We start from the raw sequence: 26,645 nt of genomic DNA, 5'->3' as shown, positions 1-26,645 counted from the left end.
CCCCATGGACGGAACCGTTCTGATCGCTGACGATGACCGCACCATCCGCACGGTGCTGACGCAGGCGCTGACGCGCGCGGGGTGCCGCGTCCATGCGACCGGCAGCCTGGCGCAGCTGTCCAAATGGGTCGAGGAAGGCCGCGGCGACCTGGTCATCACCGACGTGATGATGCCCGACGGCAATGGCATCGACCGCATCCCCGCCATCCGCGATGCGCGCCCCGACCTGCCGGTCATCGTGATCTCGGCGCAGAACACCATCGTGACGGCGATCCGCGCGACCGAGGCCGAGGCCTTCGAATATCTGCCCAAGCCCTTCGACCTGCCGGACCTGATGGGCAAGGCCAACCAGGCCCTGTCGCGCCGTCCGCGCAAGTCCGACCCGGTCCCCGAGGCGCTGCCCGTCCCGCGCGAGGCCGCCGACCCCGCCATGCCGCTGATCGGGCATGCGCCCAGCATGCAGGCGCTGTTCCGCATGGTGGCGCGGGTGCTGAACGCCGATCTGCCGGTGATCATCGCGGGCGAGGCGGGGGTGGGCAAGACCACCATCGCGCGGTCCTTCCACGACCTGTCGGACCGTCGCGACCGGGGGCTGGCGATCCTGACATCCTCGGATGCCAGCGAGGATGCGATCAACCGCGCCGCCGAAAAGGCCCGTGGCGGCACCATCATCATCGAGAACCCCGCGGGCTTCGATCCCGCGGCACAGGCCCGCCTGATCGGCATGATCGAGGTGTTGGAATCCGGTCCCGACCGCGCCAGCGCGCCCCGCATCGTCACCACGACCGGCCCCGATCCGCAGGCGGATGTCAGCAACGGGCGGCTGCGGTCGGATTTGTACTACCGTCTCGCCGGGGTGACGGTCAGCGTGCCGCCGCTGCGGGCGCGGGTGGACGACATCCTGCCGCTGGCAGCGCATCTGCTGGCGCGGGCTGCCGCGCAGGGCCTGCCGGAACGCGACCTGGCCGATGATGCGGCCGCCGCACTGCGGGCCCATCCCTTCCCCGGCAACGTGCGCGAGCTGGAGAACATGATGCGCCGCCTGGCCCTGACCGCCAGCGGCGCCACCATCAGCCTGCCCGAAATGCGCGAGGCGCTGGCCCAGCAGTCGGGCAATCGCCAGCCGGTCGCGGCCCCCGTCAGCATGGTGACCCCCATGGCCGCCGAACCCGCCAGCGCCGCCCCCGCAGCCCAGGGCAATTCCCGCCTTTCGGATTCGGTCGAGGCGCATCTGCAGCGTTACTTCGACCTGCATGGCGATGCGCTGCCGCCTCCGGGCCTTTACGACCGCATCCTGCGCGAGGTTGAACGTCCGCTTTTGCAGGTGGCGCTGGATGCGACGGGGGGCAATCAGCTGCGCTGTGCCGATCTTTTGGGGATCAACCGCAATACGCTGCGCAAGAAACTGACCGAGCTGAATATCGAGGTGACACGGCGCCGCAAACTGATGTAAAACCGCCACAGGGCGCAGCGACAAGGTCACGCGCTGCCCGCCAATTAAAGCCGCGAAGACGGCGAGTGGGGGTTATGACAGGCCTGGCGACAGGGCTCAGCTGGGACAGGCTGGCCCGCATCCGGATGCCGCGGCAATGGCGCGGTTTTCTGACCTGGGGCATCGTGCTTTCAGGCGTGGTGCTGGCCATTGCCACCTTTGCCGTCATGGGACCCTTCGGGCGCGGGATGCAGGGGGAAACGCTGCGGCTGGTCCTGCTGGCGGATCTGGTCTTCCTGCTCGTCCTGATCGCTTTCATCGTGGCGCGGATGGCCCGTCTGATCGCCGCGCGCAGGCGTGCGGGGCCCGCCTCCAAGCTGCATGGCCGGCTGGTCATGATCTTCGGCGGGCTGGCGCTGGTGCCGACGGTGCTGGTCGCGCTGTTCGCGGGGTTCCTGGTCAACATCGGGCTCGAGGGATGGTTCTCGGACCGCGTGCAGCAGGTCGTCACCACGTCCCAAGCCGCGGCCGAAGCCTATCAGGCCGAACACCGCCGCGATCTGTCCCAGGATGCCCGCGCGCTGGCCAACATCCTGACCCAGGCCGGTCGCGCCAATCCCCTGATCGAGGACGGAGAGATGCGCCAGCTGCTGGCGCAGGGGCAGGGGCTGATCCAGCGCGGCTTGCGCGAAGCCTATATCATCAATGGCAACGCAGAGATCAGGGCGCGCGGCGAACGCAGCTATCTGTTCTGGTACGAGGCCCCCACCAGCGACCAGCTGGACCTGGCCCAATCCGACGGGCTGACCCTGATCGAGGATTGGGACAACGACGAATTCCGCGCCCTCGTCGCGCTGCCGCCCTTGGCCGACCGCTATCTCTATGTCACGCGCGACGTGGACGGCAGCCTGCTGGGCCTGTTGGACGACACCCGCGCCACTGTCGGCGATTATCGCCAGCTGGAGGAGATGCGGTCACAGGTCCTGCTGGAGTTTTCGCTGGTCTACCTAGGGTTTGCGCTGCTGCTGGTCGCGGCGGCGATCTGGCTGGGCTTGTGGTTCGCCAGCCGGTTGTCGCGCCCCATCGGCCTTCTGGCGCGGGCCAGCGAACAGGTGGGTCGGGGCGATCTGGACCTGCAGATCCCCGAACCCAAGACCGGAGACGAGATCCAGACGCTGGGCCAATCCTTCAACCGCATGACCCGGCAGCTGAAGGCGCAGCGCGAGGAGCTGATCGAGAGCTATCGCGTCAGCGACGAACAGCGGCGTCTGTTCGACAACGTGCTGACCTCGGTCACGTCGGGGGTGATCGGGCTGGATGCGGCGGGCGAGATCGACTTCGTGAACCGCTCGGCCAGCCGACTGCTGGGGCTGGACCCCAAGGCCGATATCGACGCGCTGCTGTCGCAGGCGGTGCCGGAATTCGCGCCCCTGTTCGAGCGCCTGTCGGGATCGGTCGCCGAAACCATTCAGGACGAGGTCCGCATCCTGCGCGAAGGGCGCGCCGAAAGCCTGCTGGTGCGCATGGCCGTGCGCCGCAATGCCGAAGGCGCGCTGGAGGGCTTCGTGGTGGCCTTCGACGACGTGACCGAACTGGTCAGCGCGCAGCGCATGGCCGCATGGGGCGATGTCGCCCGCCGCGTCGCCCATGAGATCAAGAACCCGCTGACGCCGATCCAGCTGTCGGCCGAACGCCTGCGCCGCAAGTTCGGCCCCTTGGCACCCCAGGCTGAACGCGCGGCGCTGGAACAATATACCGATGTGATCATCCGCCAGACGGGCGACCTGCGCCGGATCGTCGACGAATTCAGCCGCTTTGCCCGCATGCCCGAACCCGACCGCGCCGAGACCGACATGGCGGCCCTGCTGCGCGATGTCGTGCTGTTGCAGCAGGACGCGCTGAACGACGCGTTGATCGTCGACATTCCCGCCGATCCCGTGATCGTGGATTGCGACGGCGGCATGCTGCGCCAGGCGCTGACCAACCTGCTGAAGAACGCGGGCGAGGCGGTCGAGGAACGCGTGGCCGCCGAACCGGACATCCAGCCGCGCGTCAGCGTCCAGATGGAGGTGCAGCCCGATCTGGTCTGCATCCGCATCACCGACAACGGGCCGGGGCTTCCCGCCGACCGGTCGCGGCTGTTCGAACCCTATGTCACGATGAAGAGCCAAGGTACCGGCCTTGGTCTGCCCATCGTCAAGAAGATCGTCGAGGAGCATGGCGGCAGCCTGTCCCTGACGGATGCGCCCGACAGGCCGGGCGCCATGGCCGAGATCCGGCTGCCACGGGAGCGGCACCCCACGCGCGCGCCCCAACGCAAGAGCAGACAAGAAAAAGACGAGGCGACACTATGAGCGATATTCTGATCGTCGACGACGAACGGGACATCCGCGAACTGATCGCGGACATCCTGAAGGACGAGGGGTTCGAGACCCGACTGGCGGCCAATTCCGACGATGCGGTGGCGGCGCTGAACGAACGCGAACCCTCGCTGATGATCCTGGACATCTGGCTGAAGGACAGCCGCATGGACGGGATCGACATCCTGAAGCAGGTCAAGCGCAACAACCCCGACGTGCCGGTGATCATCATCTCGGGTCACGGCAATATCGAGATCGCGGTCGCGGCCATCAAGCAGGGGGCCTATGACTTCATCGAAAAACCCTTCAACATCGACCAGCTGATGGTCGTGATCAACCGCGCCATGGAAACCAGCCGGTTGCGCCGTGAAAACAGCACCCTGCGGCGCGGTGGCGACAAGGCGACGGAAATGCTGGGCCATTCGGTCGCCTTCAAGCGGTTGCGCGACGGGCTGGACAAGGTCGCACGGTCCAATGGTCGCGTAATGCTGGCGGGCGAGCCCGGCACCGGCAAGGAAATGGCCGCGCGCTATATCCACGCCCACAGCCCGCGCGCATCCGCGCCTTTCATCACCGTCCCCTGCGCCACGATCGAGCCGGAGCGGATGGAGGAGGTGCTGTTCGGCCGCGAGACCCCCGAACGCGGCATCGAGCCGGGTCTGCTGGAGCAGGCGCATGGCGGCATCATCTATTTCGACGAAGTGGGCGACATGCCCTTGGGCACCCAACCCAAGATCCTGCGCGTGCTGACCGAACAGCAATTCGTGCGGGCAGGGGGCGCCGACCGGGTCCGGGTGGACCTGCGGGTGCTGTCATCCACGAACCGCGACCTGGTCGCGGAAATCGCCGCGGGGCGCTTCCGGCAGGAACTGTTCGACCGGCTGAACGTGGTGCCTCTGGCGGTGCCCTCGCTGGCCGATCGTCGTGACGACATCGCGCTGCTGGCCGAACATTTCATCCAGCATTTCCACAAGACCCAAGGCCTGCCCCCGCGCGACCTGCCCGAGGATACGGTCGCCGCGCTGCAATCGATGCGCTGGCCCGGCAACATCCGCCAGCTGCGCAACGTGATCGAGCGCGTGCTGATCCTGGCCGAGGAGACGGGCCCGATCCAGCCCTCGGAACTGGAACCGCAGGGCGCGACCCCTGACAATGCCGAGGCCCTCAGCCTTGGTCCGCAGGTCACCGCCATGGCCCTGCGCGAGGCGCGCGAGATGTTCGAACGCGAATACCTGGTCGCCCAGATCAACCGCTTTGGCGGCAACATCAGCCGCACCGCGCAATTCGTGGGGATGGAGCGCAGCGCCCTGCATCGCAAGCTGAAATCCCTTGGTGTCGTCGGCGGCATGCGCAGCGACGAGGATATGGTGCTGGGCAAGTGACGGGTTCGGGGCGCTTGCGCGTCACGCCGCCCCGGCATAGGCATGGGTGGCGTCCCCTGATCGGGCGCATGCGGCAAGAGGGCTGTGGATGAAAATCATCATTTGCGGGGCCGGACAGGTCGGCTGGCAGATTGCCCGCCACCTGTCGGGGGAACGAAACGATGTCACGGTCATCGACAACAATCCCGACCTGATCCGCCGCGCCACCGATGCGCTGGACGTGCAGGGCGTCACGGGCTTTGGCAGCCATCCCGACGTGCTGGACCGCGCAGGCGCGCGCGATGCCGATCTGATCATCGCCGCCACCCATTCGGACGAGGTGAACATGGTCACCTGCCAGGTGGCCCATTCCGTCTTTCAGGTGCCGCGCAAGATCGCGCGCCTGCGGTCGGGGGCCTATCTGGACGCGATCTACTCCGACCTCTACCGCACCGAACATCTGCCGATCGACGTGGTCATCAGCCCGGAACGCGAAGTCGCGCTGGCTGCCTTGCAGCGGCTGTCGGCGCCCTCGACCTTCGATGTCGAGACCTTCATGGACGACCAGATCCACATGCTGGGCATCGATCTGGAGCCCGATTGCCCGGCACTGAACACGCCCCTGCGCCAGTTGACGGAACTGTTTTCCAGCCTGCGCGCCATCGTCGCCGGTGTTCGCCGCGAAGGCCGCCTGTTCGCCCCCGAGGCGGGCGACCAGCTGTTCGCGGGCGACCAGATCTATGTCTTCAGCCATGTCGACGATGTGCCGCGCACGCTGGATATCTTCGGCAAGCCGCCGCAGAAGCAGGAACGCGTCACCATCATCGGCGCAGGCAACGTCGGTCTGGCCGTGGCTCAGACGCTGGAAAACCGCGCCGACCGCATCCGCGCCAAGCTGATCGAGCGCGACCGCACCCGCGCCGAATTCGCCGCCGACCGGTTGGAGCGCACCATCGTGCTGAACGGCGACGGGCTGTCGGCCGAACTGCTGGACGAGGCGGGCGTGCCGCAAGCCGATGCCGTGCTGGCCGTGACCGATGACGACAAGACCAACATCCTGGCATCCGTGCGCGCCAAGCAGGCGGGTGCCAAGATGGCCATCGCGCTGATCAACGACCCGACGCTGGTGCCCCTGATGGGGGCGCTGGACATCGACGCCTATATCAACCCGCGCGCGACGACCGTCTCCACCATCCTGCGCCACATCCGCCACGGGCGGGTGCGCGACATCTATTCCATCGGCGACGCCGAGGCCGAGGTGATGGAGGCGCAGGTTCTGTCCACCAGCCCCATGTCGGGCCGCGCCATCCGCGATATCGAATTTCCCGAAGGTGCCCTGCTTGGTGCCGTCCGCAAGGGCGACAAGGTCATCAAGCCCATGGCCGACACTAGGATCGAGGAAGGCGACATCGTCCTGATCTTCGCGCTGACCAAGGACGTCCACGAGGTCGAGCGTCTGCTGCAAGTCTCAATCGACTTCTTCTAGGGGCGCGCGATGATCCGCATCCTGCAACGTCTGCCGCTTCTGGTCCTGCTGAGCGGGATCGTCGCGCTGACGATGCTGGTCCCGGCCTCCTTCGCATCGGTCCGCAACGAGGACGTCATCGCCCGCACCTTCTTCTATGCGGCGCTGTTCATCCTGACCTTCTGCGGGCTGATCGGGCTGGCGACCCATGCCAACCCGCGCCCGCAAAGGTCGCGCGAAACGCTGCTGACCATGCTGGGGGTCTTCGGGTTCCTGCCGTTGCTGATGGCGCTGCCCTTCGCCGAAAGCCTGCCCGATACCGGCTTCTTCAACGCCTGGTGGGAAATGGTGTCCTCGCTGACGACGACGGGGGCCTCGCTCTATTCGGCGGACCTGCTGCCCGCGCCGCTGCATCTGTGGCGGTCGCTGGTGGGCTGGATGGGCGGGTTCTTCGTGCTGATCTCGGCGGTGGCGATCCTGGCGCCGCTGCGCGTGGGCGGGTTCGAGATCATGTCCAGCCCCTATGGCCGCGACGAACACGTCCAGAAGCTGCCGCGATCCGCCGATCCGCGCCAGCCGGTCTCGCATCTGTCGGACCCGCGCCACGACAGCCGCACCTCGGACCCCGGTGTGCGGCTGATGCGGGCGGCACGGCTGGTGGGGCCGGTCTATGTCGTGCTGACGCTGATCCTGTGGATCGGGCTGCTGCTGCTGGGCGATCCGTCCTTCCTGGCACTGACGCGGGCGATGGGCACGCTGTCCACCTCGGGCATCTCGCCGGTCATCGGCCAGACCGGAGAGATGTCGGGCGTCGCGGGCGAGATGCTGATCTTCGTCTTCCTGATCCCCGCCCTGTCGCGCCGCTTCTGGCCGGGGGGCAGCGAATTGCGCGCCACCGAACGCCTGCGCGAGGACCCCGAGCTGCAGATGGCCGTCGCCATGGTCGTGCTGGTCAGCGCCGTCCTGTTCCTGCGCCACTTCCTGGGGGCCATCGACGTGGCCAGCACCGGACCCAAGATGCCGCTGATGCTGGCCGATCTGGTCAACGGGCTTTCGGCGCTTTGGGGGGTGATGTTCAACGCGCTCAGCTATCTGACGACGACGGGGTGGAACTCGGTCGATTGGCAGGGGGCGCGGGCATGGTCGGGGCTGAATGCGCCGGGGCTGATCCTTGCGGGGCTGGCGATGATGGGCGGCGGCATCGCCACCACGGCGGGGGGCGTCAAGCTGCTGCGGGTCTATGCCCTGGCCCGCCACGGAGAGCGCGAGATGGAGCGGATCATCCACCCCAGCAGCGTCTCGGGCGGGGGGCGGATCGCGCGGCGTCTGCGGCGCGAGGGGGCCTATCTGGCCTTCATCTTCTTCATGCTGTTCGCCATGTCCATCGCCGCCGTGGTCACCTTAGTGTCCATCCACGCCATCGAGTTCGAGACGGCGACCATCCTCTCGATCGCGGCGCTGACGAACACCGGACCCCTTGCGGGCGCCATCCCCCTGACCCCCGCATTCGAGGCCAGCGCCGGCATCGCATCCGCCCCCTGGGAGGGGTGGTCGGGCCTGCCGGTCTTCACCAAGGTCGTCCTGGCCTTCGCCATGATCCTTGGCCGCATCGAGACGCTGGCCATGCTGGCCCTGTTTTCCCCTGAATTCTGGCGCCGCTGATCACGGGTGTTGCCTAAATGTTGACCCCATGGGTCGGCGGACGGGCGCGCGCTTGCATGGCCATCGGCAACTCCTTAGATGTTGACGGGACGGGGAACAGTGAAAAACGGAATAAGAAATGGCTGGCGACAAGCAGAACCTGCAGGACGCATTCCTGAACCATGTCCGCAAAGCGAAGGTGCCGGTCACCATATTCCTGATCAACGGCGTCAAACTGCAAGGCGTCATCACCTGGTTCGATAACTTCTGCGTATTGCTGCGTCGTGACGGGCAATCGCAGCTGGTCTACAAGCATGCGATCAGCACGATCATGCCGGGCCAGCCCATAAGCCTGTATGAAGGCGAGGATTGATTGGCGGAACTGACATCTACCGAAATTAAACCGACCCGCGCTTACGTCATCCACCCCGACCTCGGTCGCGCGCGCACGCAGCGGCGCGAACCGGAACATTCCCTGGCCGAGGCCGTGGCGCTTGCCCACGCCCTGCCGGGGATCGAACTGGTCGGGCAGGAAGTCGCGAATGTGCGTGAACCCAACCCCGGAAAGCTGTTCGGCAAGGGCAAGCTGGCCGAAATAGGCGAGCGTCTGGAACAGGCCGAGGCCGAGCTTGTCCTGATCGACGGCCCCGTGACCCCCGTGCAACAGCGCAACCTGGAAAAGGACTGGGGCGTCAAGCTGCTGGACCGGACCGGGCTTATCCTTGAAATCTTTGCCGACCGTGCGCGGACGCGCGAAGGTGTGCTGCAGGTCGAGCTGGCGGCGCTGTCCTATCAGCGGACGCGTCTTGTGCGGGCCTGGACCCACCTTGAGCGCCAGCGCGGCGGTCTTGGCTTTGTCGGCGGTCCCGGCGAAACCCAGATCGAGGCCGACCGCCGGGCCATCGACGAACAGATGACGCGGCTGCGCCGTCAGCTGGAACGCGTGGTCAAGACCCGCACGCTGCACCGTGCCGCACGCGCCAAGGTACCTTACCCCATCGTCGCGCTGGTGGGCTATACCAACGCGGGCAAATCGACCCTGTTCAACCGCCTGACGGGCGCCGAGGTTTTTGCCAAGGACATGCTGTTTGCGACCTTGGACCCGACCATGCGCGCCATCCGTCTTCCGGATGCTGCGGGGGGCAGCTCGGGGCGCAAGATCATCCTGTCGGACACGGTGGGCTTCATCAGCGATCTGCCGACCGAACTGGTCGCCGCCTTCCGCGCCACGCTGGAGGAGGTGCTGGAGGCCGATCTGATCCTGCACGTCCGCGACATCAGCCACCCCGAGACCGAAGAGCAGGCGTCGGATGTCGCCGAGATCCTGGACAGTTTGGGGGTCGAAGACGATGTCGCCGCCATCGAGGTCTGGAACAAGATCGATGCCCTTGGGGCGGATACCCGCGCAGCCTTGCGCCGCACCGATGCCCGCACCGAAGGCGTGCAGGCCGTCAGCGCCTTGTCAGGCGAGGGGCTTGAGGATCTGATCGGCGCCATCGACCACAGTCTGGGCGAGGTTCTGGACGAACATCGCTTCGATGAGAGCGTGGTGCTGGACTTCGCCGATGGTCGCAGCCGTGCCTGGCTGCATGAGGCCGGCGTCGTCGAGAGCGAAGAGGCCGGCGAGGACGGGTTGAACCTGAACCTGCGCTGGACCGCCCGCCAGAAGGGCGCCTTCGAGGCTTTCACCGGTACCGCCACCGAGGTCGAGCCGGATGAGGACGACGATCAGGAGCCGATGAGACCGGGCGGCTGGCACCCGGCGGACTGACCGCATTTGCGTCCCGCGACAGGGGCGGGGGGCCAGCCCCCCGTAGCCCCCCGCCGGGTGGGGCTGCGCCCCTCCCGGACCCGCCTGCCCGGACCCGCCTGCAGGTCAGGCGGTCATTTCATGTGCCCAGGGCGGGTTTGCGCCGGGGCGTGATACGGTGACGGCAGCGGCCTTGGCCCCAAGCGTCAGGGCACTGTGGATCTGATCGGCCGTGACCGAGGCAAGCCCCGATTTGGTCAGAACACCCTGACGATCGAAGCTGGCCAGAACGCCCGCATTGAAGGTATCGCCCGCGCCGATGGTGTCCGACACCGTGGTGCGCACGGCGGGGGCGCTGACCGTCGGGCCGTCCCAGATCGCTTTCGCTCCGGCCTCGCCGCCGGTCTGCAGCACCATTTTCGGCCCCGTGGCCAGAACCTTGCGGGCGGCATCCTCGGGGGGCATGCCGGGATAGAGCCATTCGAGGTCGTCCGCCGACAGCTTGACGATATCGGCCATCGGCAGCATCCGGTCCAGACGGGCGCGATAGCTGTCGGGATCGGTGATGAAGAACGGGCGGATGTTCGGGTCGATCATCACCGGCAGGCGGTCGTGATGCTGGGCGATCAGCGCCTCGATCGCGGCACCGCAGGGGTCGGGCACCAGGCTGATGCCGCCTGCGAAGAGCGCGGTGATGCTGGCGGGCAGTGGGGCGATGTCCTCGCTGGTCATCATCCGCCCTGCCGAGCCTTCGTCGTAGAAGGAATAGAGCGCCTCGCCATTCGTCAGGGTCACCAGCGCCAGCGTCGTCAGCCGGTCGGTGCGCGGGCAGAGGTCGATGTTCACCCCCGCCTCGGCCAGGGGGCGCATGATCACGTCGCCGAAGGGGTCGCGGCTGATAGGCCAGAGATAGCCGGTGTCCTGACCAAGGCGGCCAAGCGCGATGGCGGTGTTATAGACCGCTCCGCCGGCAAGGGGCCGGAAGGCGCCGTTCTCCGGCACCATGTCGATCAGCGATTCTCCTGCGCACAAAATCATGGCGTGCCCCTTTCAGATCTGTCCTGAGTTGGCCAGATACATGAAAACTGCTAACGCTACCAGCGCGACGAAAGCGGCGGCAGCGATTTTCCAGACCGACCACGGGCGCTGTCCCGTCACCCGTCCCGACTGGCCGTTGACGACGAAGCGATAGCTTTTGCCGTTGTAGCGATAGGCCGCCGTCCAGATCGGCAGCAGGATGTGCTTGAAGGTCTCGGCCGAGAAATCGCTGTCGATGGCGTCGATGCGTTGGTGGTCGCCGCCGATGGCGCGTCGGGCGTCCCCGGCGATGACCTGCGCCATCTGGGCGCGGGCCGCCTGATGACCCTGGGCCAGGGGGGTGGTGTATCCCTCGGCCTCGAAGCCCGAGAGGAAGGCGGGGCGGTAGTCGGTCAGCTGCGCCAGATCCCATGGCATCAGCGCCTGCGTCATGGCGGGGGGCAGGGCGGTCGATGCGGGCACCAGGACATCGTTGAAGTCCCGTGCGACCTGACCCGACACGGGCCGCCAGCGGATCTTGGGGACCTGCCGTGCGACCCGTTGATTGCGGCCATTGACCTGCTGGGTGACATAGACGGTTTCGTAATAGGTATCGCCGCGCTGACCGCGATAGCGGCTGCGACTGCTGGCGTCGAAGGTCCAGAAGGGAGAATAGATCCCGGTCAGCCGCCGATCTTTGCGGGCATAGGCCGTCAGCCCCGACGGCGCGAACCACAGGCTGCCCAGCCAGTCGCGCATCGCCTCGCGGGCCTGCTGTTCGGTCAGGGCGAAGGGCAGCACGCCCTGCGGCTTGATCCGGCGGGTCGCCCCGGTATCGGTGACCACCGGCGTGGCGCAGAAGGGGCAGCGGCTGGCGTGGTGGTCGTCGTCCAGATCCACGCGCGCCCCGCAATTCGGGCAGGACAGGGTGCGCACGGTCTGGGTGATGTCGGCGGAGCCCGCATCCAGATGCAGGCCCTTCTGCAGCGGGATCTCGACCAGTTGCGGGGCCTTGTGGCTGGCGTCCCACTGCAGGCTTCCCTTGGGCGCGGGCTGATGGCCGGGTGCGCGAGAGGGGCCGGGACCGATGTCCTGCCGATGCCCGCAATAGTCGCAGACCAGCACCTGCTGGCCTGGCTGAAAGCGCAGGCTGGCCCCGCATTGCGCGCAGGGAAAGCGGTGTTCCATCGCGGGCATCGGCTCAGCCGGGCAGGGGCGGCGGCATCATGGTGAACAGCTGCGCCAGTTCCGGCACATCCTCGGCGGGCAGCCAGCCGTCCTGACCCGGCGTCCAGACCAATGTGTCGCGGGAAAAGCTGCCATCGGCCACCAGCCGTCCCAGATGACCGCGACCGAAGGGCCCCTGAGCCTGACCGCCGATGGCCACATGCCAGACGGTTTCGACCGCGCGACCAGGCAGGGGGGGCGGTGCTGCGGGGGCGGGCTGGGGCGCTGCGCCCCAGGGGCCGCTGCGCGCCATGCCCATCGCCGCACCCATCGCGGCCCCGAAACCGGCCCCGGCACCGCCTTGGTTCTGGGCGGCGTTCATCATCGCCTCGGAGGCGGCATATTGGCTGAAGCGGTCCAGATCGCCGACGATCCCCATCGAGGTGCGCTTGTCCAGCATCGCCTCGACCTCGGAGGGAAGGCTGACATTCTCGATATAGAATTCGGGCAGGGTCAGGCCATAGGTCTCGATCACCGGGGCGATGGCCTTGGCGACCAGCGTGGCCAGCTGGCCGGTATTGGCCGCCATGTCCAAAACGGGGATGTTGGCGGCGGCGATGGCACGGGAAAATTCCTGCACGATGACGTTGCGGATCTGCAGGGTGATCTCATCCTTGGTGAAATCGCCGTCGGTGCCGACGATCTCGGACATGAAGCGCGCAGGGTCCGTGACGCGCATGGAATATGTGCCGAAGGCGCGCAGGCGCACGGGGCCGAATTCCGGGTCGCGGGCGATGATCGGGTTGCGCGTGCCCCATTTCAGGTCGTTGAAGCGGGTCTTGTTGACGAAATAAATTTCCGACTTGAAGGGGCTGCGGAAGCCGTGGTCCCAGTGCTGTAGCCGTGTCAGGATCGGCAGGTTGTTCGTCTCCAGCAGGTAAAGCCCCGGCCCGAAGACATCGGCCAGCTGGCCTTCATGGACGAAGACCGCCGCCTGGCCTTCGCGAACGGTCAGCTTGGCACCGTATTTGATGGCATGGCCGACCGTATCGAAGCGCCAGACCATCGTGTCGCGGTCGTCTGCGGTCCATTCGATGACGTCGATGAATTCGCCGCCGAGGATGTCGAAGATGGACATGGGCATTTTCCTTTCTGATGCCTGCGGGCGGGCTCAGGCGGCCTCGCCCAGCAGTTCCGAGGCGATCTGGCGAACGATGGGGGCGGCCTGCGCGTCCGACATGCCGGGACGCAGGCGCGGATCATAGAGAATCTGCAGCAGCAGTTCGTCATGGCGCGTCAGCAGGGCGAATTCCTCGTCGTCGTTGAAGATCGAGGGGCGCGCGGCGGGGCTGTCGTTGGCCAGTCCCATGCCTTGGGCGATCTCCTCGTGGATGCAGGAGGTGCGCAGCAGCGGCGGCAGCTCGGACCGGATGACGGCGACGGCATGGGCGTATTCGCTGGCGCTGCCCTTGGAATAGGCGAAGACCGTGCAGCTGATTGCAGGGGGCAGGTTTTCCAGCATCGCCGCATCTTGGGTGGGGATGCCGGGGACCAGTTCGGTCAGCCGAGGACCGATGGAGCGGCGTTCATCCTCGGACAGGATCAGCACGGCGAAATTGCCACCGCTCGCCGTCAGCGCGACAGGGTGGTTGGTGGCCGAGGAAAGGCGGTTCCCGAAGCCCGCGACCTCGGACCGCCAGGCGGCACGTTCGGCGATCTGGGTCGAGGGGCCGAATTCCAGCTGCAAGCGCACCGGCTGTTCCCACCGGCGCAGGGGGGCGCTGCGGGCCTGCGACACAAGCGCGTCGCCGCTGCGGCTGTATTCGTCGCGAAGCGCGATGGCCATGAAATCGCGGGTCAGCGTTTCGGCGGTGATGGGGGCGTCCTGCGGAACGCGATCACGCCGCAGCTTGCCCTGCGCGATCAGGCGGCGCTGCATGGCGGCGTAATAGTCGCTCTGCGACTGGCTGGCCGCGCTGGCCGAGGTCTGGACCGCATTGGCCGCACGGTTGCGTTCGGCCCGCGCCTTTCGCAATTCGGCCTGCGACGGAGCAGCGGGTTCCTGCACTGCCGGTCGCGGATCGGGACGGTCCGATGAAAGCGGCGCAGTCGCGGTTTCCTGCCTGCCGCAGGCCGTCGTCAGCAAACCCGCCAGCAGAACGGCGCCCGAGGCGCGGAACAGGGCCGATCGCTTCATCGACGTCCCCCGGCAGGCGCGGTCTTGTCCAGACGTGGGGCGGATGCGGCGGCCAGCGTGTCGCGCAGTTCCGCCTCCATCTGGGTCAGGTCGCTTTCGGCGGCGGCGCGGCGGGCGCGGCCTTCGTCGGCGATGCGCAGGCTGTCCTCGATGGTGGCGATCAGCTGGGCATTGGCGGTCCGGACGGATTCGATGTCGAAGACGCCGCGTTCGGTTTCCGCGCGGATGGTGGCATTGGCCTGACGAAGGTTGTCGGCATTGCGGGTCAGCAGTTCGTTGGTCAGATCGCTGGCCTCGCGCACGGCACGGGCAGCCTCGGAGCTGCGTTGGATGGTGACCGCCTGCGCCAGCTGGGTTTCCCACAAGGGCACCGTGTTCACCAGGGTCGAGTTGATCTTGGTCACCAGCGACTTGTCGTTTTCCTGCACCAGCCGGATCGAGGGCAGGGATTGCATCGTCACCTGCCGCGTCAACTTCAGGTCGTGGACCCTGCGTTCCAGATCGTCGCGCAGCGCGCGCAGGTCGCGCAGCTCCTGCGCCTCGATCATCTGGTGGCCTTCGGGCTTGGCGGCGACCTCGGCCTCCTTGGCGGGGATGATGGTGCTGTCCAACTCGTGCAGCTTCTCGGTCCCGGCGGCGATATAGAGCGCCAGTTCGTCATAGAAAGTCAGCGTGCGGTCATAGAGCAGGTCCAGCGACTTGATGTCCTTCAGCAGCGTCTGCTCATGTGCCTCCAGCTCGACCGAGATGCGGTCGATCTGGGTCTGGACGTTTTCATAGTTGGCGACGAACTTGGCAAAGGGGGCCGAACGCCCCAGCAGCTTTTCCCACCAGCTGCGGGTCCGGCGCACGTCCAGTTCCGAGGTTGAGAAGCCGCGGATGGTGGTCACGACCTCGCGCAGGCTGTCGCCGGCGGGGCCTGCCTCCTTGGATTTCACATCGGCCAGCATCTGCTGGCTGATCTGCTGCAGCCCGGATTGGGCGCGCGTGCCGAACCGCAGGATCGAGCCGCTGTCGCCCAGGTCGATCTCGGACATGCGGCTGCGGATCGCCTGCGCGGTCGCCTCATCGGCCTCGGCCAGGGCGACGGGGGCCTCGGCCGGTTGTGCAGGAAGATCCGCGGCAAGCGTCTCGATCTCTTTCTGGGTCGCTTCGGCGCGGCGTCGGGTGTCGTCGGTCATCAGAATGTCCCCTTGTCGGCGATCCGGACGGTCAGGCTGTTTCTGCACAGCAGCATATGCCGGAATCGCTGCACTTCAACGACATAGCACAGGGAAAGTTTCGCGTCATTCACGCCGTGGCACGCGAAAGGGGCCGCGGATCGCCGCGGCCCCTTCGTCACGTCCTGCCCTTGGGATCAGGCGGCCTTCTTGCCCGCTCCGAAGCGGCCATAGAAGCTGTCGCCCTTGTCGGCCATATCGCGCAGCAGGGCGGGGGCGGCGAAACGGTCGCCATGTTCCGCCGTCAGACGGTCGCAGATCTCGACCGCGCGGGCCGCGCCCAGCATGTCCAGCCAGCCGAAGGGACCGCCCGACCAAGGCGCAAAGCCCCAGCCAAGGATCGCGCCGACATCGCCTTCGCGGATGTCTTCCAGTACGCCTTCCTCAAGCGCGCGGACGGCCTCCAGCGATTGGGCGAACATCAGGCGGTGCTGGACGTCGTGCAGTTCCGGCTGATCGGGGCTGCGCGGATATTGCGGGTCCAGACCCTCCCACAGGCCCTGGCGCTTGCCGTCGTCGCCGTAAGCGTAGAAGCCCGATTTCGACTTGCGGCCCATGCGGCCCTGATCGGCCATCCAGAACAGCACCTCGTCGACGGCACCATCGGGATAATCCTCGCCCATGGCGGCGCGGGTGGCCTTGGCGATCTTCACGCCCAGGTCGATCGAGGTTTCATCGACCAGCTGCAACGGCCCAAGCGGCATCCCCATCAGCTTGGCGGCATTCTCGATCAGCGTGGGGTTCACGCCCTCGCCGACCATGCGGATGCCTTCGTTGATATAGGGAATGATGCAGCGGTTGGCATAGAAGAACCGCGCATCGTTCACCACGATCGGCGTCTTGCGGATCTGGCGCACGAAATCCAGCGCCTTGGCCACGGCGACGGGACCGGTCTGCTTGCCCTTGATGATCTCGACCAGCAGCATCTTGTCGACGGGGCTGAAGAAATGGATGCCGATGAACTGCTCGGGGCGGCTGCTGGCCTTCGCCAGATCGCTGATCGGCAGGGTCGAGGTGTTGGTTGCAAAAATCGCATCCTGCGGGATCACGGCCTCGGCCTTCTTCGTGACCTCGGCCTTGACGGACGGGTCCTCGAACACGGCCTCGACGATCAGGTCGCAGCCTTCCAGCGCGGCGTAATCGGTGGTCGCGGTGATGCGATCCAGAACCTCGGCCTTCTTCTCCTCGGTCGATTTCTTCCGGCTGATGGCCTTGTCCAGCAGGCCCGCGGAATAGGATTTGCCCTTGTCGGCGCTGTCCTGGGCCGCATCGATCAGAACGACCTCGATGCCCGCCATGGCGCTGACATAGGCGATGCCCGCGCCCATCATGCCCGCACCAAGGATGCCGACCTTCTTGACCTTCTGGTCCGGTGCCTCGGGGCGGTTCGCGCCTTTCTCAAGGGCTTCCTTGTTGATGAACAGGCTGCGGATCATCGCGGTGCTGGAGGGGTTCATCAGCACGTTGGTGAACCAGCGCGCCTCGATCTTCAGGGCGGTGTCGAAGGGCACCATCGCGCCCTCGTAGACCGCCGACAGAAGCGCCTTGGCCGCCGGATAGACCCCCATCGTCTTGCCATGAACCATGGCCGATGCGCCGACGAAGGTCATGAAGCCCGCCGGATGGAAGGGTTCCCCGCCGGGCATCTTGTAGCCCTTGGCATCCCAAGGCTTCACCAGATCGGCGTCCTGTGCGTTCAGCACCCAGTCCCGCGCGGCGGCGACCGGATCGGCCACGACCTCGTCGATCAGGCCCGCCGCCTTGGCCTTCCTGGGGTCCGACAGCTTGCCTTCCAGCAGGAAGGGTGCCGCGACCATCGCGCCCAGCTTGCGGACAAGGCGCGTCGTGCCGCCCGAGCCGGGGAAGATGCCGACCATGATCTCGGGCAGGCCGATCTTGGCCTTGGCATTGTCGGCGGCAAAGATGCGATGCGTTGCCAGCGGCAATTCCAGTCCGATGCCAAGCGCGGTGCCGGGCAGGGCGGCCGCGATGGGCTTGCCGCCCTTCTTGGTCTTGCGGTCCATGCCCGCCAGTTCGATCTTGCGCAGCATGTGGTGCAGGCCCATCACGCCGTCGAAGACGCCCTGCGCGCCTCCCGCTTCCTTCATGCCGGCGATGACGTTCAGGTCCATGCCCCCGGCGAAGTCCTTCTTGCCGCTGGTGATGACGATGCCCTTGATGGCATCATCGGCCAGCGCGCTGTCGATCAGCCCGTCCAGCGTGGTCGCACCCTCCATCGACAGCACGTTCATGGATTTGCCTTGAACGTCCCAGGTGATGATCGCGACGCCGTCGGCGTCCGTCTGCATCGTGAAATCGGTCATGTCCGGGTTCCTCACACGCGTTCGATGATGGTGGCCGCGCCCATGCCGGACGCGATGCACAGGGTGGCAAGGCCGATCTGCTTGTCCTGACGCTCAAGCTCGTCCAGCAGGGTGCCGATGATGATGGCGCCGGTCGCGCCAAGCGGGTGGCCCATGGCGATGGCGCCGCCATTCACGTTGACCTTCGCGTGGTCCACGTCGAAGGCCTGCATGAAGCGCAGCACGACCGAGGCGAAAGCCTCGTTCACCTCGAAGAGGTCGATGTCGCCGATCGCCATGCCGCTGTCCTTCAGGATCTTCTCGGTCACGGGCACCGGGCCGGTCAGCATGATCGTGGGATCGGTGCCGATCTTGGCGGTGGCGCGGATGCGGGCGCGAGGCTTCAACCCGTGGGCCTCGCCGAACTCCTTGCTGCCGATCAGAACGGCGGCGGCGCCGTCGACGATCCCGCTGGAGTTGCCCGCATGGTGGATGTGGTCGACATGGGTCAGATGCGGGTATTTCAGCATGGCGACCTTGTCGAAGCCGGGCATCATCTCGCCCATCTCCTTGAAGGAGGGCTTCAGCTTGGCCAGATCCTCGGGCGTGGTGCCGGGGCGCATGTATTCGTCGCGATCCAGAATGGTCAGGCCGTTCTGGTCCAGAACCGGGACGATGGATTTGCTGAAACGGCCCTCTTCCCATGCCTGCGCGGCGCGGCGCTGGCTTTCCAGCGCCAGCTTGTCGGCATCCTCGCGGGTGAAGCCGTATTCGGTGGCGATGATATCGGCGCTGATGCCCTGCGGCACGAAATAGGACCGCATGGCCAAGCCGGGATCGACCGCAATGGCGGCACCGTCGCTGCCCATGGCGACGCGGCCCATCATCTCGACCCCGCCGGCGATATAGGCTTGGCCCGCGCCGCCCTTGATCTGGTTGGCGGCCAGGTTCACGGCCTCCATGCCGGATGCGCAGAAGCGGTTGATCGACAGGCCGGGGATGCGCTGGTCCAGATCCGAGGCCAGCACGGCGCTGCGCGCCAGACAGCCGCCTTGTTCCTTGACCTGGGTGACATTGCCCCAGATCACGTCCTCGACCGCATGGCCTTCCAGCCCGTTACGTTCCTTGACGGCGTTCAGCAAGCGCGCCGATAGCGCCAGCGAGGTGACCTCGTGCAGGCTGCCGTCGGGGCGGCCCTTGCCGCGCGGCGTGCGGGCGGCATCATAGATGTAAGCGTCGGTCATATGTCCTCCTTGGGTGCCCGGTCGGACGGTTTGCCGGGCATCAGATCATAGGGGTGTTTCCAGCCGGGCAGGCCTTGGATGGCTTGCAGCCAGCGGTCGATATGGGGCCAGTCCTTGCGGTCGAAGCCGAAGGGTTCGGGGTAATAGAGATAACCGCAGAGCGCTAAATCGGCGATGGTGGGGTCCGCGTCGGCGACCCATTCGCGGTCGGTCAGATGGGCTTCCAAGACCTGCAATGCGCCCTTCAGGCGTGCTTGCAGAAATTCGGCGGCACCCAAGGGGCGCTTCTCGGCTGGCAGGAAATTCAGCAGGAAGCGCGCAGGTCCGGCCTGGGCCGAGACCTTGTGGTTGTCGAACATCAGCCAGCGCAGGGTCTCATTGCGATCGCGGCCCATGAAACGCCCGGTCTTTTCGGCGACATGCAACTGGATGACCGCCGATTGCGACAGGGTCAGGTCGCCTTCGCGAAACACGGGAACCTCGCCCATCTGGTTGATGGCCTTGAATTCCGGGCTGCGGGCTTCGCCGTTGAAGAAGTCGACGAAAACCGGCGACCAGTCGTAGCCGGCAAGTTCCAAGGTCAGTGCAGCCTTATAGGCATTGCCGGATTCACCGAAGCACCAGAGTTGCGCCGTCATTCTTCCTCCTCACCGCCGGGGGCTTCGCGCCCCCGGACCCCCGCGGGGTATTTTTGCAACCAAGAAAAGGCGGGTTCACCCTTTCTTAACCGGTCGGGATTAGTTCTGGTCCTGCGGTACAGGCCGGGGGGCCGATGACCGCCAACCGAGAAGTCGCCCCGGTCCTTGGGCCGTTAACGTCTGACCTGCCGGAAGGCGGGAGGGGTCGGGGCGCAACCTCGGATTTCTCGGTTGCGCAAATACCCATATCCCCCGCCCTCGGCATCTGGCGCCGGATCAGAAGGCTTCCTGATCCAGTTCCATCACTGTCTCCGCACCCGATTGGATGCGAGCCAGATGCGTTGCAGTCATCGGCAATTGACGCTTCATGTAGTAGCGCCCGGTGGCAAGTTTGGTCTTCAGGAAATCCGCGTCGCCGGTTCCTGTATCCAACCCGGATTGTGCCGCGACTGCCATTCGAGCCCACATGAAGCCGAGCGTCACATGGCCGAAGAGGTGCATGAAGTCGTAGGACCCCGAGAGCGCGTCGTTGGGGTTCTTCATGCCGCGCTCCATAAAGAACATGGCCGCCGTCTGCAGGTCCTTCGAGGCCGCCTTGAGGGGGGCGATGAAGTCGGTTGCGATGGCCTCGTTCTGGGCGTTGTCCTTGCAGAAGGTCTTGATCATCGCGAAGAAGGCCATGACGTGCTTGCCGCCGTCCTGCGCCAGCTTGCGGCCGACCAGGTCCAGCGCCTGCACGCCGTTCGCGCCTTCGTAGATCATGGTGATGCGCGCGTCGCGGACGAATTGGCTCATGCCCCATTCCTCGACGTAGCCGTGGCCGCCGAAGACCTGCTGGGCCAGCACGGTCGCCTCGAAGCCCTTGTCCGTCAGGAAGCCCTTGATGACCGGCGTCATCAGCGAGATCAGCCCTTCGGCATCGGCGTCATTGCCCAGGTGGCTGCGATCGATCAGATGCGCACCCCAGAGCGACAGGGCGCGGGCGCCTTCCAGGAAGGACTTCTGGTCCATCAGGCTGCGGCGGATGTCGGGGTGAACGATCAGCGGATCGGCGGGTCCCGAGGGGTTCTTGGCACCCGTCACCGAACGCCCCTGCAGGCGGTCCTTGGCATAGGCGACGGCGTTCTGATAGGCGGGGACGGCCCCGGCATAGCCCTGCAGGCCGACACCGATGCGGGCTTCGTTCATCATGGTGAACATGGCGCGCATGCCCTTGTGCAGGTCGCCCAGCAGCCAGCCCTTGGCGCCGTCATAGTTCATGACGCAGGTTGCATTGGCGTGGATGCCCATCTTGTGTTCCAGCGCACCGACCGAGACGCCGTTGCGTTCGCCAAGCGAGCCGTCCTCGTTGACCAGGAACTTCGGGACGATGAACAGGCTGATGCCCTTGGTGCCCTCGCCGCCGCCGGGGGCCTTGGCCAGCACCAGGTGGATGACGTTTTCCGCCAGATCATGATCGCCGGCCGAGATGAAGATCTTCTGGCCCGTGATCAGATAGCTGCCGTCGTCCTGGGGTTCGGCCTTGGTGCGCAGCATGCCCAGATCGGTGCCGCAATGCGGTTCCGTCAGGTTCATCGTGCCGGTCCAGTCGCAGCTGACCATCTTGGGCAGATAGGTCTGCTTCTGGTCGTCGGTGCCATGGGCGTGGATGGCGGAATAGGCGCCATGGGTCAGGCCCTGATACATGTTGAAGGCCATGTTCGCGGAAACGAACATCTCTCCGGTGGCGACGCCCATGGTATAGGGCATGCCCTGACCGCCGTATTCGGGGTCGCAGTCCAGCGCGGTCCAGCCGCCTTCCTTCACGGCCTCGAAGGCCTTCCCGAACCCGTCAGGGGTGCGCACGACGCCGTTTTCCAGCATGCAGCCCTGCTGATCGCCGGGCAGGTTCAGCGGCGCCAGCACCTCGGAGGACAGCTTGCCTGCCGCCTCGAGGATGGCCTCGGTGAATTCGGGGTCCAGGTCGTCGTGACCGGGCAGGTCGGATTGCGACAGCTTCAGCACATCGTGCAGCACGAATTGCAGGTCGCGGATCGGCGGATTGTAGATCGGCATGGCGTTATCCTGTGGGCTGTTCGTGGGACGCGGCGGCAAGCCGGATCTGCGCGTCGGAGAGCTGCTTCCTGAGATCGGCGATGGCCTCGCTCAGTTCCGCATATTGCCGTTCCATGTCGGCCAGCCGTTCCTCGCCCACCGTGATCGTCGCGGCGATCTGGGTGCGGTTGGTGCTGCCGGGGGCATAAAGCTCCAGCAACTGGCGGATCTGTTCCAGGCTGAAACCAAAGCGCTTGCCCCGCAGGATCAGCGTCAGCCTTGCCCGGTCGCGCCGGTCGTAAAGGCGGTGCTGGCCCCTGCGCTGGGGAAAGATCAACTCGCGCGCCTCGTAGAAGCGAAGCGTGCGGGGCGTGACGTCGAATGCGTCGCACATCTGGCGAATGGTCATCAGCTCATCGGACATGGTGGGCGGCTCCTCCTCCTGAAACCTGGCGTTCCGTCCTTGGCTTGAAGATAGGATCAAGTTGACGCGAACGTAAGCAAGACGCGGCGTCACGACAGTTCCCTGCCGTGGCGTCATTCCATGCGGGCCAGCTCGTCCTCTCCGGTCTGGCGCAGCTGGGCAAGGTCGGCGCGGGCCGCCTGCATGTCGGCGATCTGCTGGTCCAGCACGTCCAGCTGCCGTTGGGCCATCTCGATCCAGACCTGATACTGTTCGCGCGATCCCTTCTTGTCGTAGATCAGCAGCCACTGGCGGATATCCTCGAGCGAGAAGCCGAAGCGGCGGCCGCGCAGGATCAGCGTCATCCGCGCCACCTCGCGCGGGCCATAGAAGCGGGCGCGGCCTTCCTTGTGGGGCTTCAGCAGTTCGATGTATTCGTAATAGCGCAGCGTTCGCGGCGTCACGTCGAAGCGCGCGCACATATCCTTGAAGCTGATCCGTTCCTCGGTCATTGGCGCCTCCTCTCCGAGTTCCCTTTGCGTAAACTTAGGTGGTGTCGCTCATATTCTCAACCGAATCGCGCAACCGTGGTTCATTGGGGTTGAGCATGCGCCCGACGGGCAGCTAAGCATCAACAAAGACAAGGAGAGGCCGATGCCCGACCAGACCGAAGGCCCCCAGGACGATCGCACCCGCATCGCCCAGCAGTTCATCGAAGCCATCCCCCATGCGCGCGCCCTGGGCATGCGGGTGGACGAACTGGGGCAGGGGCGTGCCGTCATCAGCATGCCCTGGGCCGAACATCTGGTGGGTGACCCGCGCACGGGCGTCATCCACGGCGGCGTCGTCTCGGCGCTGATGGACACCTGCTGCGGGGCGGCGGTGATGGTGCATCCCAGCAATCCGACCTCGACCGCGACGATCGACCTGCGCATCGACTACATGCGGGCGGCCAAGCCCGGGCAGCGCATCACCGCGCGTGCCGAGTGTTACCACATGACCCGCAGCGTGGCCTTCCTGCGGGCGGTGGCGCTGGACGAGGATGGCGAAAACCCCGTGGCGACCGCGACCGGCGCCTTCACGGCCGAGAGGTGAACATGGGCGACCGCAACGAACCACTGCACCAGATCAAGTCGCGCCGCGATTCGGCGCTGAAGGCGCTGGTCACCGGCGTTCCCTACATGAACTGGCTGGGCATCACCTTCGACCGGCGCGGCGACGAACTGACCGCCATCCTGCCCTATGACGAAAAGCTGATCGGCAACCCGCGACTGCCCGCCATCCATGGCGGCGTGACGGCGGCTTTCCTGGAAGTCACGGCCATCATCGAGCTGTCTTGGTCGGTCATGTGGGAGGATCTGGAGTCGGGCCGCATCGCGCCCGATGCGGCAGTCCCCGACAGCCTGCCGCGCCTGCCCAAGACCATCGATTTCACCGTCGACTACCTGCGCTCGGGCCTGCCGCGCGACGCCTATGCGCGGGCGCGGGTGGTGCGGTCTGGTCGGCGCTATGCCTCGGTCCATGTCGAGGCGTGGCAGGACAACCGCGCCCGCCTGATCGCGCAGGCGACCGGGCATTTCCTGATGCCGCAGCCCTGACATGGAAGGCCCTCTGCTGACGCATCGGCGCGTGCTGAACATCGCGCTGCCCATCGTGCTGTCGAACCTGACCGTTCCGCTGCTGGGGCTGGTCGATACCGGCGTCGTGGGCCAGCTGGGCCTACCCGAGGCGATCGGTGCGGTGGGCATTGGCGCGGTCATTCTGACCTCGATCTATTGGGTGTTCGGGTTTTTGCGGATGGGGACATCCGGGCTGGTGGCGCAAAGCCACGGCGCGGGCGATGAGGCCGAGGTCGGTGCCCATCTGCTGCGCGCGCTGGCCATTGCGGGGGCGGCGGGGGCGGTCTTCATCGCGCTGCAGGTGCCGATCTTCTGGGCGGCGTTCCGGCTGGCACCTGCATCGGATGCGGTGGAAACACTGGCCCGCGATTACCTGGCCATCCGCATCTGGGGGGCGCCTGCGACCATCGGGCTTTACGCGATCACCGGCTGGCTGATCGCGGTCGAACGCACCCGTGCGGTGCTGGGGCTGCAACTGCTGCAGAACGGGCTGAACGTGGGTCTGGACATCTGGTTCGTGCTGGGGCTGGGCCTGGGGGTCAGCGGCGTGGCCTGGGCCACGCTGGCGGCCGAGCTGGCGGGGCTGACCGTCGGGCTGTGGCTGGCGCGCCATGTGCTGGCGCGTGCCATCACGGCGGCTCGCGATACGGCCAGCCTGTTTGCGCGGGCCAAGATCGACCGGCTGGCGCGGGTGAACACCGACATCATGATCCGTTCGGTGCTGCTGCAGGGCTGCATGACCAGCTTTCTGTTCCTGGGGGCGGGGCAAGGCGACGTGCCACTGGCCGCCAATCAGGTGCTGCTGCAATTCGTGGCGCTGACGGCCTTTGCGCTGGACGGCTTTGCTTTCGCCGCCGAAAGCCTTGTGGGGCAGGCGGTGGGCGCGCATCGGCCCGACCGCGTGCGCCGGGCATCCATCCTGACCTCGCAATGGGGGTTGGGGGGCGCGGTCGTGCTGGGGCTGGTCTTCATCATCGCGGGCGGGGCGATCATCGACATCTTGACGACCTCGCCGCAGGTCCGGGCCGAGGCGCGGGTCTATCTGCCGTGGCTGGGGCTTGCGCCGCTGATCGGCGTGGCGGGCTGGATGCTGGACGGCATCTTCATCGGGGCGACCCTGACGCGGGACATGCGCAACGCGATGATCCGCTCGGTCGCGGTCTTCGTTGTGGCGGTGCTGATCCTGCCGCCGATCTGGGGCAATCACGGCCTGTGGGCAGCGCTGATGGCGTTGAACACCGCGCGCGCCATCACCATGCTGCGCCGTTACGGCCATGCCGAGGATGCCGCGACGCCCCCGCAGGGCGACGCGGCCGTCGCGTGATCAGCTTTCCTCGGCGACCTGACGGCGGGCCTCGGTCATCAGTTCGGCCATCTTGGCGCGGATGGTGGCGTCGTCGCTGACGTCCTGCAGGTCGGTCTGGACCTTGCGGAAGACGTCTTCCTCGCCCGGTTCCTCGAAGTCCGAGGTGACGACGGTCATGGCATAGGCGCGGGCATCGTCGCCGGTCTTGCCCAGCTGCTCGGCCGCCCATTCGCCCAGAAGGCGGTTCCGGCGTGCTTCGGCCTTGAAGCGCAGATCGGCGTCATGGGCGAATTTCGCCTCATAGGCGCGTTCTCGGTCGTCAAACGTGGTCATCGGTCCACCTCCTGCTGTGACTTGAGGAAGATAAGAGCCTTTCGCACCTCATGTCGCAACCCTCGTATTGCCCCCAGATGCCTTTCTGCGTTAAGCCGCCTCATTGAGAGACATCCGAAAGGACGGTGGGGCCATGGCACCGCGGCGCAAGAAGATTTACGAAGGTAAAGCCAAGATCCTGTACGAAGGTACGGAACCCGGCACGCTGGTCCAGTACTTCAAGGACGATGCGACGGCGTTCAATGCCCAGAAGAAGGCGACGATCGAAGGCAAGGGTGTGCTGAACAACCGCCTGTCGGAATTCTTCATGCAGGGGTTGACCAACATCGGCGTGCCCAACCACTTCATCCGCCGCATCAACATGCGCGAACAACTGATCCGCCAGGTCGAGATCATCCCGCTGGAAGTGATCGTGCGCAACTTTGCCGCCGGGTCGCTGTCCAAGCGTCTGGGCCTCGAGGAAGGTGCGCTGCTGCCCCGTCCGATCGTCGAATACAGCTACAAGAACGACGAGTTGGGCGATCCGATGGTTTCCGAGGAATATGTCATCGCCTTCGGTTGGGCCAGCCAGCAGGATCTGGACGACATCGTGTCGCTGGCCCTGCGCGTGAACGACTTCCTGTCGGGCGTCTTCTATGGCGCGGGCATCAAGCTGATCGACTTCAAGATCGAGATCGGCCGCGTCTGGGACAACGACTTCATGCGCCTGATCGTCGCCGACGAAATCAGCCCCGACAGCTGTCGCCTGTGGGACGTCAAGACCGGCCAGAAGCTGGACAAGGACGTCTTCCGCCGCGATCTGGGCAACCTGACAGACGCCTATACCGAGGTGGCGCGCAGGCTGGGCCTGATGCCCGCCAATACGACCAGCCTGAAACCGACCGCGATCAACTGAGAGGGAAGCCCGCGATGAAAGCCCGTGTCACCATCATGCTGAAGGACGGTGTTCTGGACCCGCAGGGCGAGGCGATCCGCCACGCGCTTGGCGGTCTGGGCCATGACGGCGTTTCCGGCGTCCGTCAGGGCAAGCTGATCGAACTGGACCTGGCCGCCACCGACGCCGAGGCCGCCCGCGCGGAAGTGGCGAAGATGTGCGAGGGCCTGCTGGCCAATACCGTGATCGAAAAATACTCGATCGAGATTGCCTGACAGGCT

General features: G+C 66.1%; 24 protein-coding genes. 12 read left to right on the top strand and 12 right to left on the bottom strand.

What is annotated here, in order from left to right; translation table 11 throughout:
• Positions 1-4 precede the first annotated feature (4 nt).
• The 7 genes from DDE75_RS14395 (at position 5) to hflX (ending at position 10,030) form a co-directional block, all read left to right on the top strand.
• Positions 5-1,453, top strand: a complete 1,449-nt coding sequence (locus DDE75_RS14395; RefSeq protein WP_108503092.1) for a response regulator — start codon at positions 5-7, stop codon at positions 1,451-1,453.
• A 74-nt stretch (positions 1,454-1,527) separates the two neighbouring features.
• On the top strand, positions 1,528-3,786 hold the full coding sequence (locus DDE75_RS14390; RefSeq protein WP_108503091.1) for a sensor histidine kinase NtrY-like: 2,259 nt from the start codon (positions 1,528-1,530) through the stop codon (positions 3,784-3,786).
• A complete protein-coding gene (gene ntrX, locus DDE75_RS14385; protein ID WP_108503090.1) occupies positions 3,783-5,174 on the top strand; it encodes a nitrogen assimilation response regulator NtrX in 1,392 nt (463 codons plus the stop codon). Before DDE75_RS14390 ends, ntrX begins: the two co-directional genes overlap by 4 nt.
• Positions 5,175-5,262: 88 nt before the next feature.
• Positions 5,263-6,639 (top strand): Trk system potassium transporter TrkA, encoded by a 1,377-nt coding sequence (trkA, locus tag DDE75_RS14380; protein WP_108503089.1) that lies wholly within the window; start codon positions 5,263-5,265, stop codon positions 6,637-6,639.
• 9 nt (positions 6,640-6,648) lie between these two features.
• Positions 6,649-8,280, top strand: coding sequence for a potassium transporter TrkG (locus DDE75_RS14375; protein ID WP_245894761.1), 1,632 nt, complete (start codon positions 6,649-6,651; stop codon positions 8,278-8,280).
• Between the two features lie 118 nt (positions 8,281-8,398).
• Complete coding sequence (gene hfq / locus DDE75_RS14370; RefSeq protein ID WP_020949330.1) at positions 8,399-8,632, top strand: RNA chaperone Hfq; 234 nt, start codon at positions 8,399-8,401, stop codon at positions 8,630-8,632.
• Positions 8,633-10,030 carry a GTPase HflX gene (gene hflX, locus DDE75_RS14365; RefSeq protein WP_108503088.1) on the top strand — a complete coding sequence of 466 codons (1,398 nt, stop codon included), beginning with the start codon at positions 8,633-8,635 and terminating at the stop codon, positions 10,028-10,030.
• Between the two features lie 105 nt (positions 10,031-10,135).
• Here hflX and DDE75_RS14360 read toward each other — a convergent pair whose 3' ends face one another.
• From DDE75_RS14360 to DDE75_RS14310, 11 genes are all read right to left on the bottom strand, one after another.
• Positions 10,136-11,047: a carbohydrate kinase family protein gene (locus DDE75_RS14360; RefSeq protein WP_108503087.1), complete on the bottom strand. Its 912-nt coding sequence runs from the start codon at positions 11,045-11,047 to the stop codon at positions 10,136-10,138.
• A 12-nt stretch (positions 11,048-11,059) separates the two neighbouring features.
• Positions 11,060-12,223 carry a TFIIB-type zinc ribbon-containing protein gene (locus DDE75_RS14355; RefSeq protein WP_108503086.1) on the bottom strand — a complete coding sequence of 388 codons (1,164 nt, stop codon included), beginning with the start codon at positions 12,221-12,223 and terminating at the stop codon, positions 11,060-11,062.
• 4 nt (positions 12,224-12,227) lie between these two features.
• On the bottom strand, positions 12,228-13,331 hold the full coding sequence (locus DDE75_RS14350; protein ID WP_108503085.1) for an SPFH domain-containing protein: 1,104 nt from the start codon (positions 13,329-13,331) through the stop codon (positions 12,228-12,230).
• A 33-nt stretch (positions 13,332-13,364) separates the two neighbouring features.
• Entirely contained in the window at positions 13,365-14,390 is a 1,026-nt protein-coding gene (locus tag DDE75_RS14345; RefSeq protein ID WP_108503084.1) for a DUF2927 domain-containing protein, read from the bottom strand.
• Positions 14,387-15,571, bottom strand: a complete 1,185-nt coding sequence (locus DDE75_RS14340) for a toxic anion resistance protein (RefSeq protein ID WP_108503083.1) — start codon at positions 15,569-15,571, stop codon at positions 14,387-14,389. Before DDE75_RS14340 ends, DDE75_RS14345 begins: the two co-directional genes overlap by 4 nt.
• 176 nt (positions 15,572-15,747) lie before the next feature.
• The gene (locus DDE75_RS14335) at positions 15,748-17,934 is read right to left on the bottom strand and encodes a 3-hydroxyacyl-CoA dehydrogenase NAD-binding domain-containing protein (protein ID WP_108503082.1); all 2,187 of its coding nucleotides are present in this window, start codon (positions 17,932-17,934) and stop codon (positions 15,748-15,750) included.
• 11 nt (positions 17,935-17,945) lie between these two features.
• Positions 17,946-19,157, bottom strand: coding sequence for an acetyl-CoA C-acetyltransferase (locus DDE75_RS14330; protein ID WP_108503081.1), 1,212 nt, complete (start codon positions 19,155-19,157; stop codon positions 17,946-17,948).
• Entirely contained in the window at positions 19,154-19,795 is a 642-nt protein-coding gene (locus DDE75_RS14325; protein WP_108503080.1) for a glutathione S-transferase family protein, read from the bottom strand. The genes DDE75_RS14330 and DDE75_RS14325 overlap by 4 nt, the downstream gene beginning before the upstream one ends.
• A gap of 276 nt (positions 19,796-20,071) precedes the next feature.
• Complete coding sequence (locus DDE75_RS14320; protein ID WP_108503079.1) at positions 20,072-21,850, bottom strand: acyl-CoA dehydrogenase C-terminal domain-containing protein; 1,779 nt, start codon at positions 21,848-21,850, stop codon at positions 20,072-20,074.
• Between the two features lie 4 nt (positions 21,851-21,854).
• Entirely contained in the window at positions 21,855-22,253 is a 399-nt protein-coding gene (locus DDE75_RS14315) for a MerR family transcriptional regulator (RefSeq protein ID WP_108503078.1), read from the bottom strand.
• Between the two features lie 113 nt (positions 22,254-22,366).
• A complete protein-coding gene (locus tag DDE75_RS14310; RefSeq protein WP_108503077.1) occupies positions 22,367-22,744 on the bottom strand; it encodes a MerR family transcriptional regulator in 378 nt (125 codons plus the stop codon).
• A 142-nt stretch (positions 22,745-22,886) separates the two neighbouring features.
• On the opposite strand from DDE75_RS14310, the gene DDE75_RS14305 reads away from it, so the two are divergent.
• Genes DDE75_RS14305 through DDE75_RS14295 form a run of 3 tightly spaced genes read left to right on the top strand, consistent with a single transcriptional unit; the run spans position 22,887 to position 25,175 of the window.
• Positions 22,887-23,327 (top strand): PaaI family thioesterase, encoded by a 441-nt coding sequence (locus DDE75_RS14305; protein WP_108503076.1) that lies wholly within the window; start codon positions 22,887-22,889, stop codon positions 23,325-23,327.
• 2 nt (positions 23,328-23,329) lie between these two features.
• Complete coding sequence (locus DDE75_RS14300; RefSeq protein WP_108503075.1) at positions 23,330-23,830, top strand: PaaI family thioesterase; 501 nt, start codon at positions 23,330-23,332, stop codon at positions 23,828-23,830.
• Position 23,831: 1 nt separating this feature from the next.
• Positions 23,832-25,175, top strand: a complete 1,344-nt coding sequence (locus DDE75_RS14295; RefSeq protein WP_108503074.1) for an MATE family efflux transporter — start codon at positions 23,832-23,834, stop codon at positions 25,173-25,175.
• On the opposite strand, the gene DDE75_RS14290 is transcribed toward DDE75_RS14295, so the two are convergent.
• Positions 25,176-25,490, bottom strand: a complete 315-nt coding sequence (locus DDE75_RS14290; RefSeq protein WP_108503073.1) for a DUF1476 domain-containing protein — start codon at positions 25,488-25,490, stop codon at positions 25,176-25,178.
• 133 nt (positions 25,491-25,623) lie between these two features.
• Here DDE75_RS14290 and purC point away from each other — a divergent pair, with 133 nt between their 5' ends.
• Both purC and purS read left to right on the top strand, forming a co-directional pair.
• Positions 25,624-26,385 carry a phosphoribosylaminoimidazolesuccinocarboxamide synthase gene (purC, locus tag DDE75_RS14285; RefSeq protein ID WP_108503072.1) on the top strand — a complete coding sequence of 254 codons (762 nt, stop codon included), beginning with the start codon at positions 25,624-25,626 and terminating at the stop codon, positions 26,383-26,385.
• Positions 26,386-26,399: 14 nt separating this feature from the next.
• On the top strand, positions 26,400-26,639 hold the full coding sequence (gene purS / locus DDE75_RS14280; RefSeq protein WP_072295419.1) for a phosphoribosylformylglycinamidine synthase subunit PurS: 240 nt from the start codon (positions 26,400-26,402) through the stop codon (positions 26,637-26,639).
• Positions 26,640-26,645 lie beyond the last annotated feature (6 nt).

The sequence above is a fragment of the Paracoccus indicus genome, assembly GCF_003056335.1.
Taxonomy (GTDB): domain Bacteria; phylum Pseudomonadota; class Alphaproteobacteria; order Rhodobacterales; family Rhodobacteraceae; genus Paracoccus; species Paracoccus indicus.
Note: the sequence above shows the minus strand (reverse complement) of the source record. Positions and strands in the feature narration are given on the sequence as shown.

Excerpts from the sequence above, each read along its gene's own strand:
- DDE75_RS14355 (WP_108503086.1), bottom strand. The coding sequence starts at position 12,223 with ATGCCCGCGATGGAACACCGCTTTCCCTGCGCGCAATGCGGGGCCAGC.
- DDE75_RS14345 (WP_108503084.1), bottom strand. The coding sequence starts at position 14,390 with ATGAAGCGATCGGCCCTGTTCCGCGCCTCGGGCGCCGTTCTGCTGGCG.
- DDE75_RS14290 (WP_108503073.1), bottom strand. The coding sequence starts at position 25,490 with ATGACCACGTTTGACGACCGAGAACGCGCCTATGAGGCGAAATTCGCC.
- DDE75_RS14390 (WP_108503091.1), top strand. The coding sequence starts at position 1,528 with ATGACAGGCCTGGCGACAGGGCTCAGCTGGGACAGGCTGGCCCGCATC.
- DDE75_RS14295 (WP_108503074.1), top strand. The coding sequence starts at position 23,832 with ATGGAAGGCCCTCTGCTGACGCATCGGCGCGTGCTGAACATCGCGCTG.
- DDE75_RS14325 (WP_108503080.1), bottom strand. The coding sequence starts at position 19,795 with ATGACGGCGCAACTCTGGTGCTTCGGTGAATCCGGCAATGCCTATAAG.
- DDE75_RS14330 (WP_108503081.1), bottom strand. The coding sequence starts at position 19,157 with ATGACCGACGCTTACATCTATGATGCCGCCCGCACGCCGCGCGGCAAG.
- DDE75_RS14375 (WP_245894761.1), top strand. The coding sequence starts at position 6,649 with ATGATCCGCATCCTGCAACGTCTGCCGCTTCTGGTCCTGCTGAGCGGG.
- purC (WP_108503072.1), top strand. The coding sequence starts at position 25,624 with ATGGCACCGCGGCGCAAGAAGATTTACGAAGGTAAAGCCAAGATCCTG.
- DDE75_RS14315 (WP_108503078.1), bottom strand. The coding sequence starts at position 22,253 with ATGTCCGATGAGCTGATGACCATTCGCCAGATGTGCGACGCATTCGAC.
- purS (WP_072295419.1), top strand. The coding sequence starts at position 26,400 with ATGAAAGCCCGTGTCACCATCATGCTGAAGGACGGTGTTCTGGACCCG.
- DDE75_RS14305 (WP_108503076.1), top strand. The coding sequence starts at position 22,887 with ATGCCCGACCAGACCGAAGGCCCCCAGGACGATCGCACCCGCATCGCC.
- trkA (WP_108503089.1), top strand. The coding sequence starts at position 5,263 with ATGAAAATCATCATTTGCGGGGCCGGACAGGTCGGCTGGCAGATTGCC.
- DDE75_RS14395 (WP_108503092.1), top strand. The coding sequence starts at position 5 with ATGGACGGAACCGTTCTGATCGCTGACGATGACCGCACCATCCGCACG.
- DDE75_RS14300 (WP_108503075.1), top strand. The coding sequence starts at position 23,330 with ATGGGCGACCGCAACGAACCACTGCACCAGATCAAGTCGCGCCGCGAT.
- DDE75_RS14350 (WP_108503085.1), bottom strand. The coding sequence starts at position 13,331 with ATGTCCATCTTCGACATCCTCGGCGGCGAATTCATCGACGTCATCGAA.
- DDE75_RS14335 (WP_108503082.1), bottom strand. The coding sequence starts at position 17,934 with ATGACCGATTTCACGATGCAGACGGACGCCGACGGCGTCGCGATCATC.
- DDE75_RS14320 (WP_108503079.1), bottom strand. The coding sequence starts at position 21,850 with ATGCCGATCTACAATCCGCCGATCCGCGACCTGCAATTCGTGCTGCAC.
- DDE75_RS14360 (WP_108503087.1), bottom strand. The coding sequence starts at position 11,047 with ATGATTTTGTGCGCAGGAGAATCGCTGATCGACATGGTGCCGGAGAAC.
- DDE75_RS14310 (WP_108503077.1), bottom strand. The coding sequence starts at position 22,744 with ATGACCGAGGAACGGATCAGCTTCAAGGATATGTGCGCGCGCTTCGAC.
- hfq (WP_020949330.1), top strand. The coding sequence starts at position 8,399 with ATGGCTGGCGACAAGCAGAACCTGCAGGACGCATTCCTGAACCATGTC.
- DDE75_RS14340 (WP_108503083.1), bottom strand. The coding sequence starts at position 15,571 with ATGACCGACGACACCCGACGCCGCGCCGAAGCGACCCAGAAAGAGATC.
- ntrX (WP_108503090.1), top strand. The coding sequence starts at position 3,783 with ATGAGCGATATTCTGATCGTCGACGACGAACGGGACATCCGCGAACTG.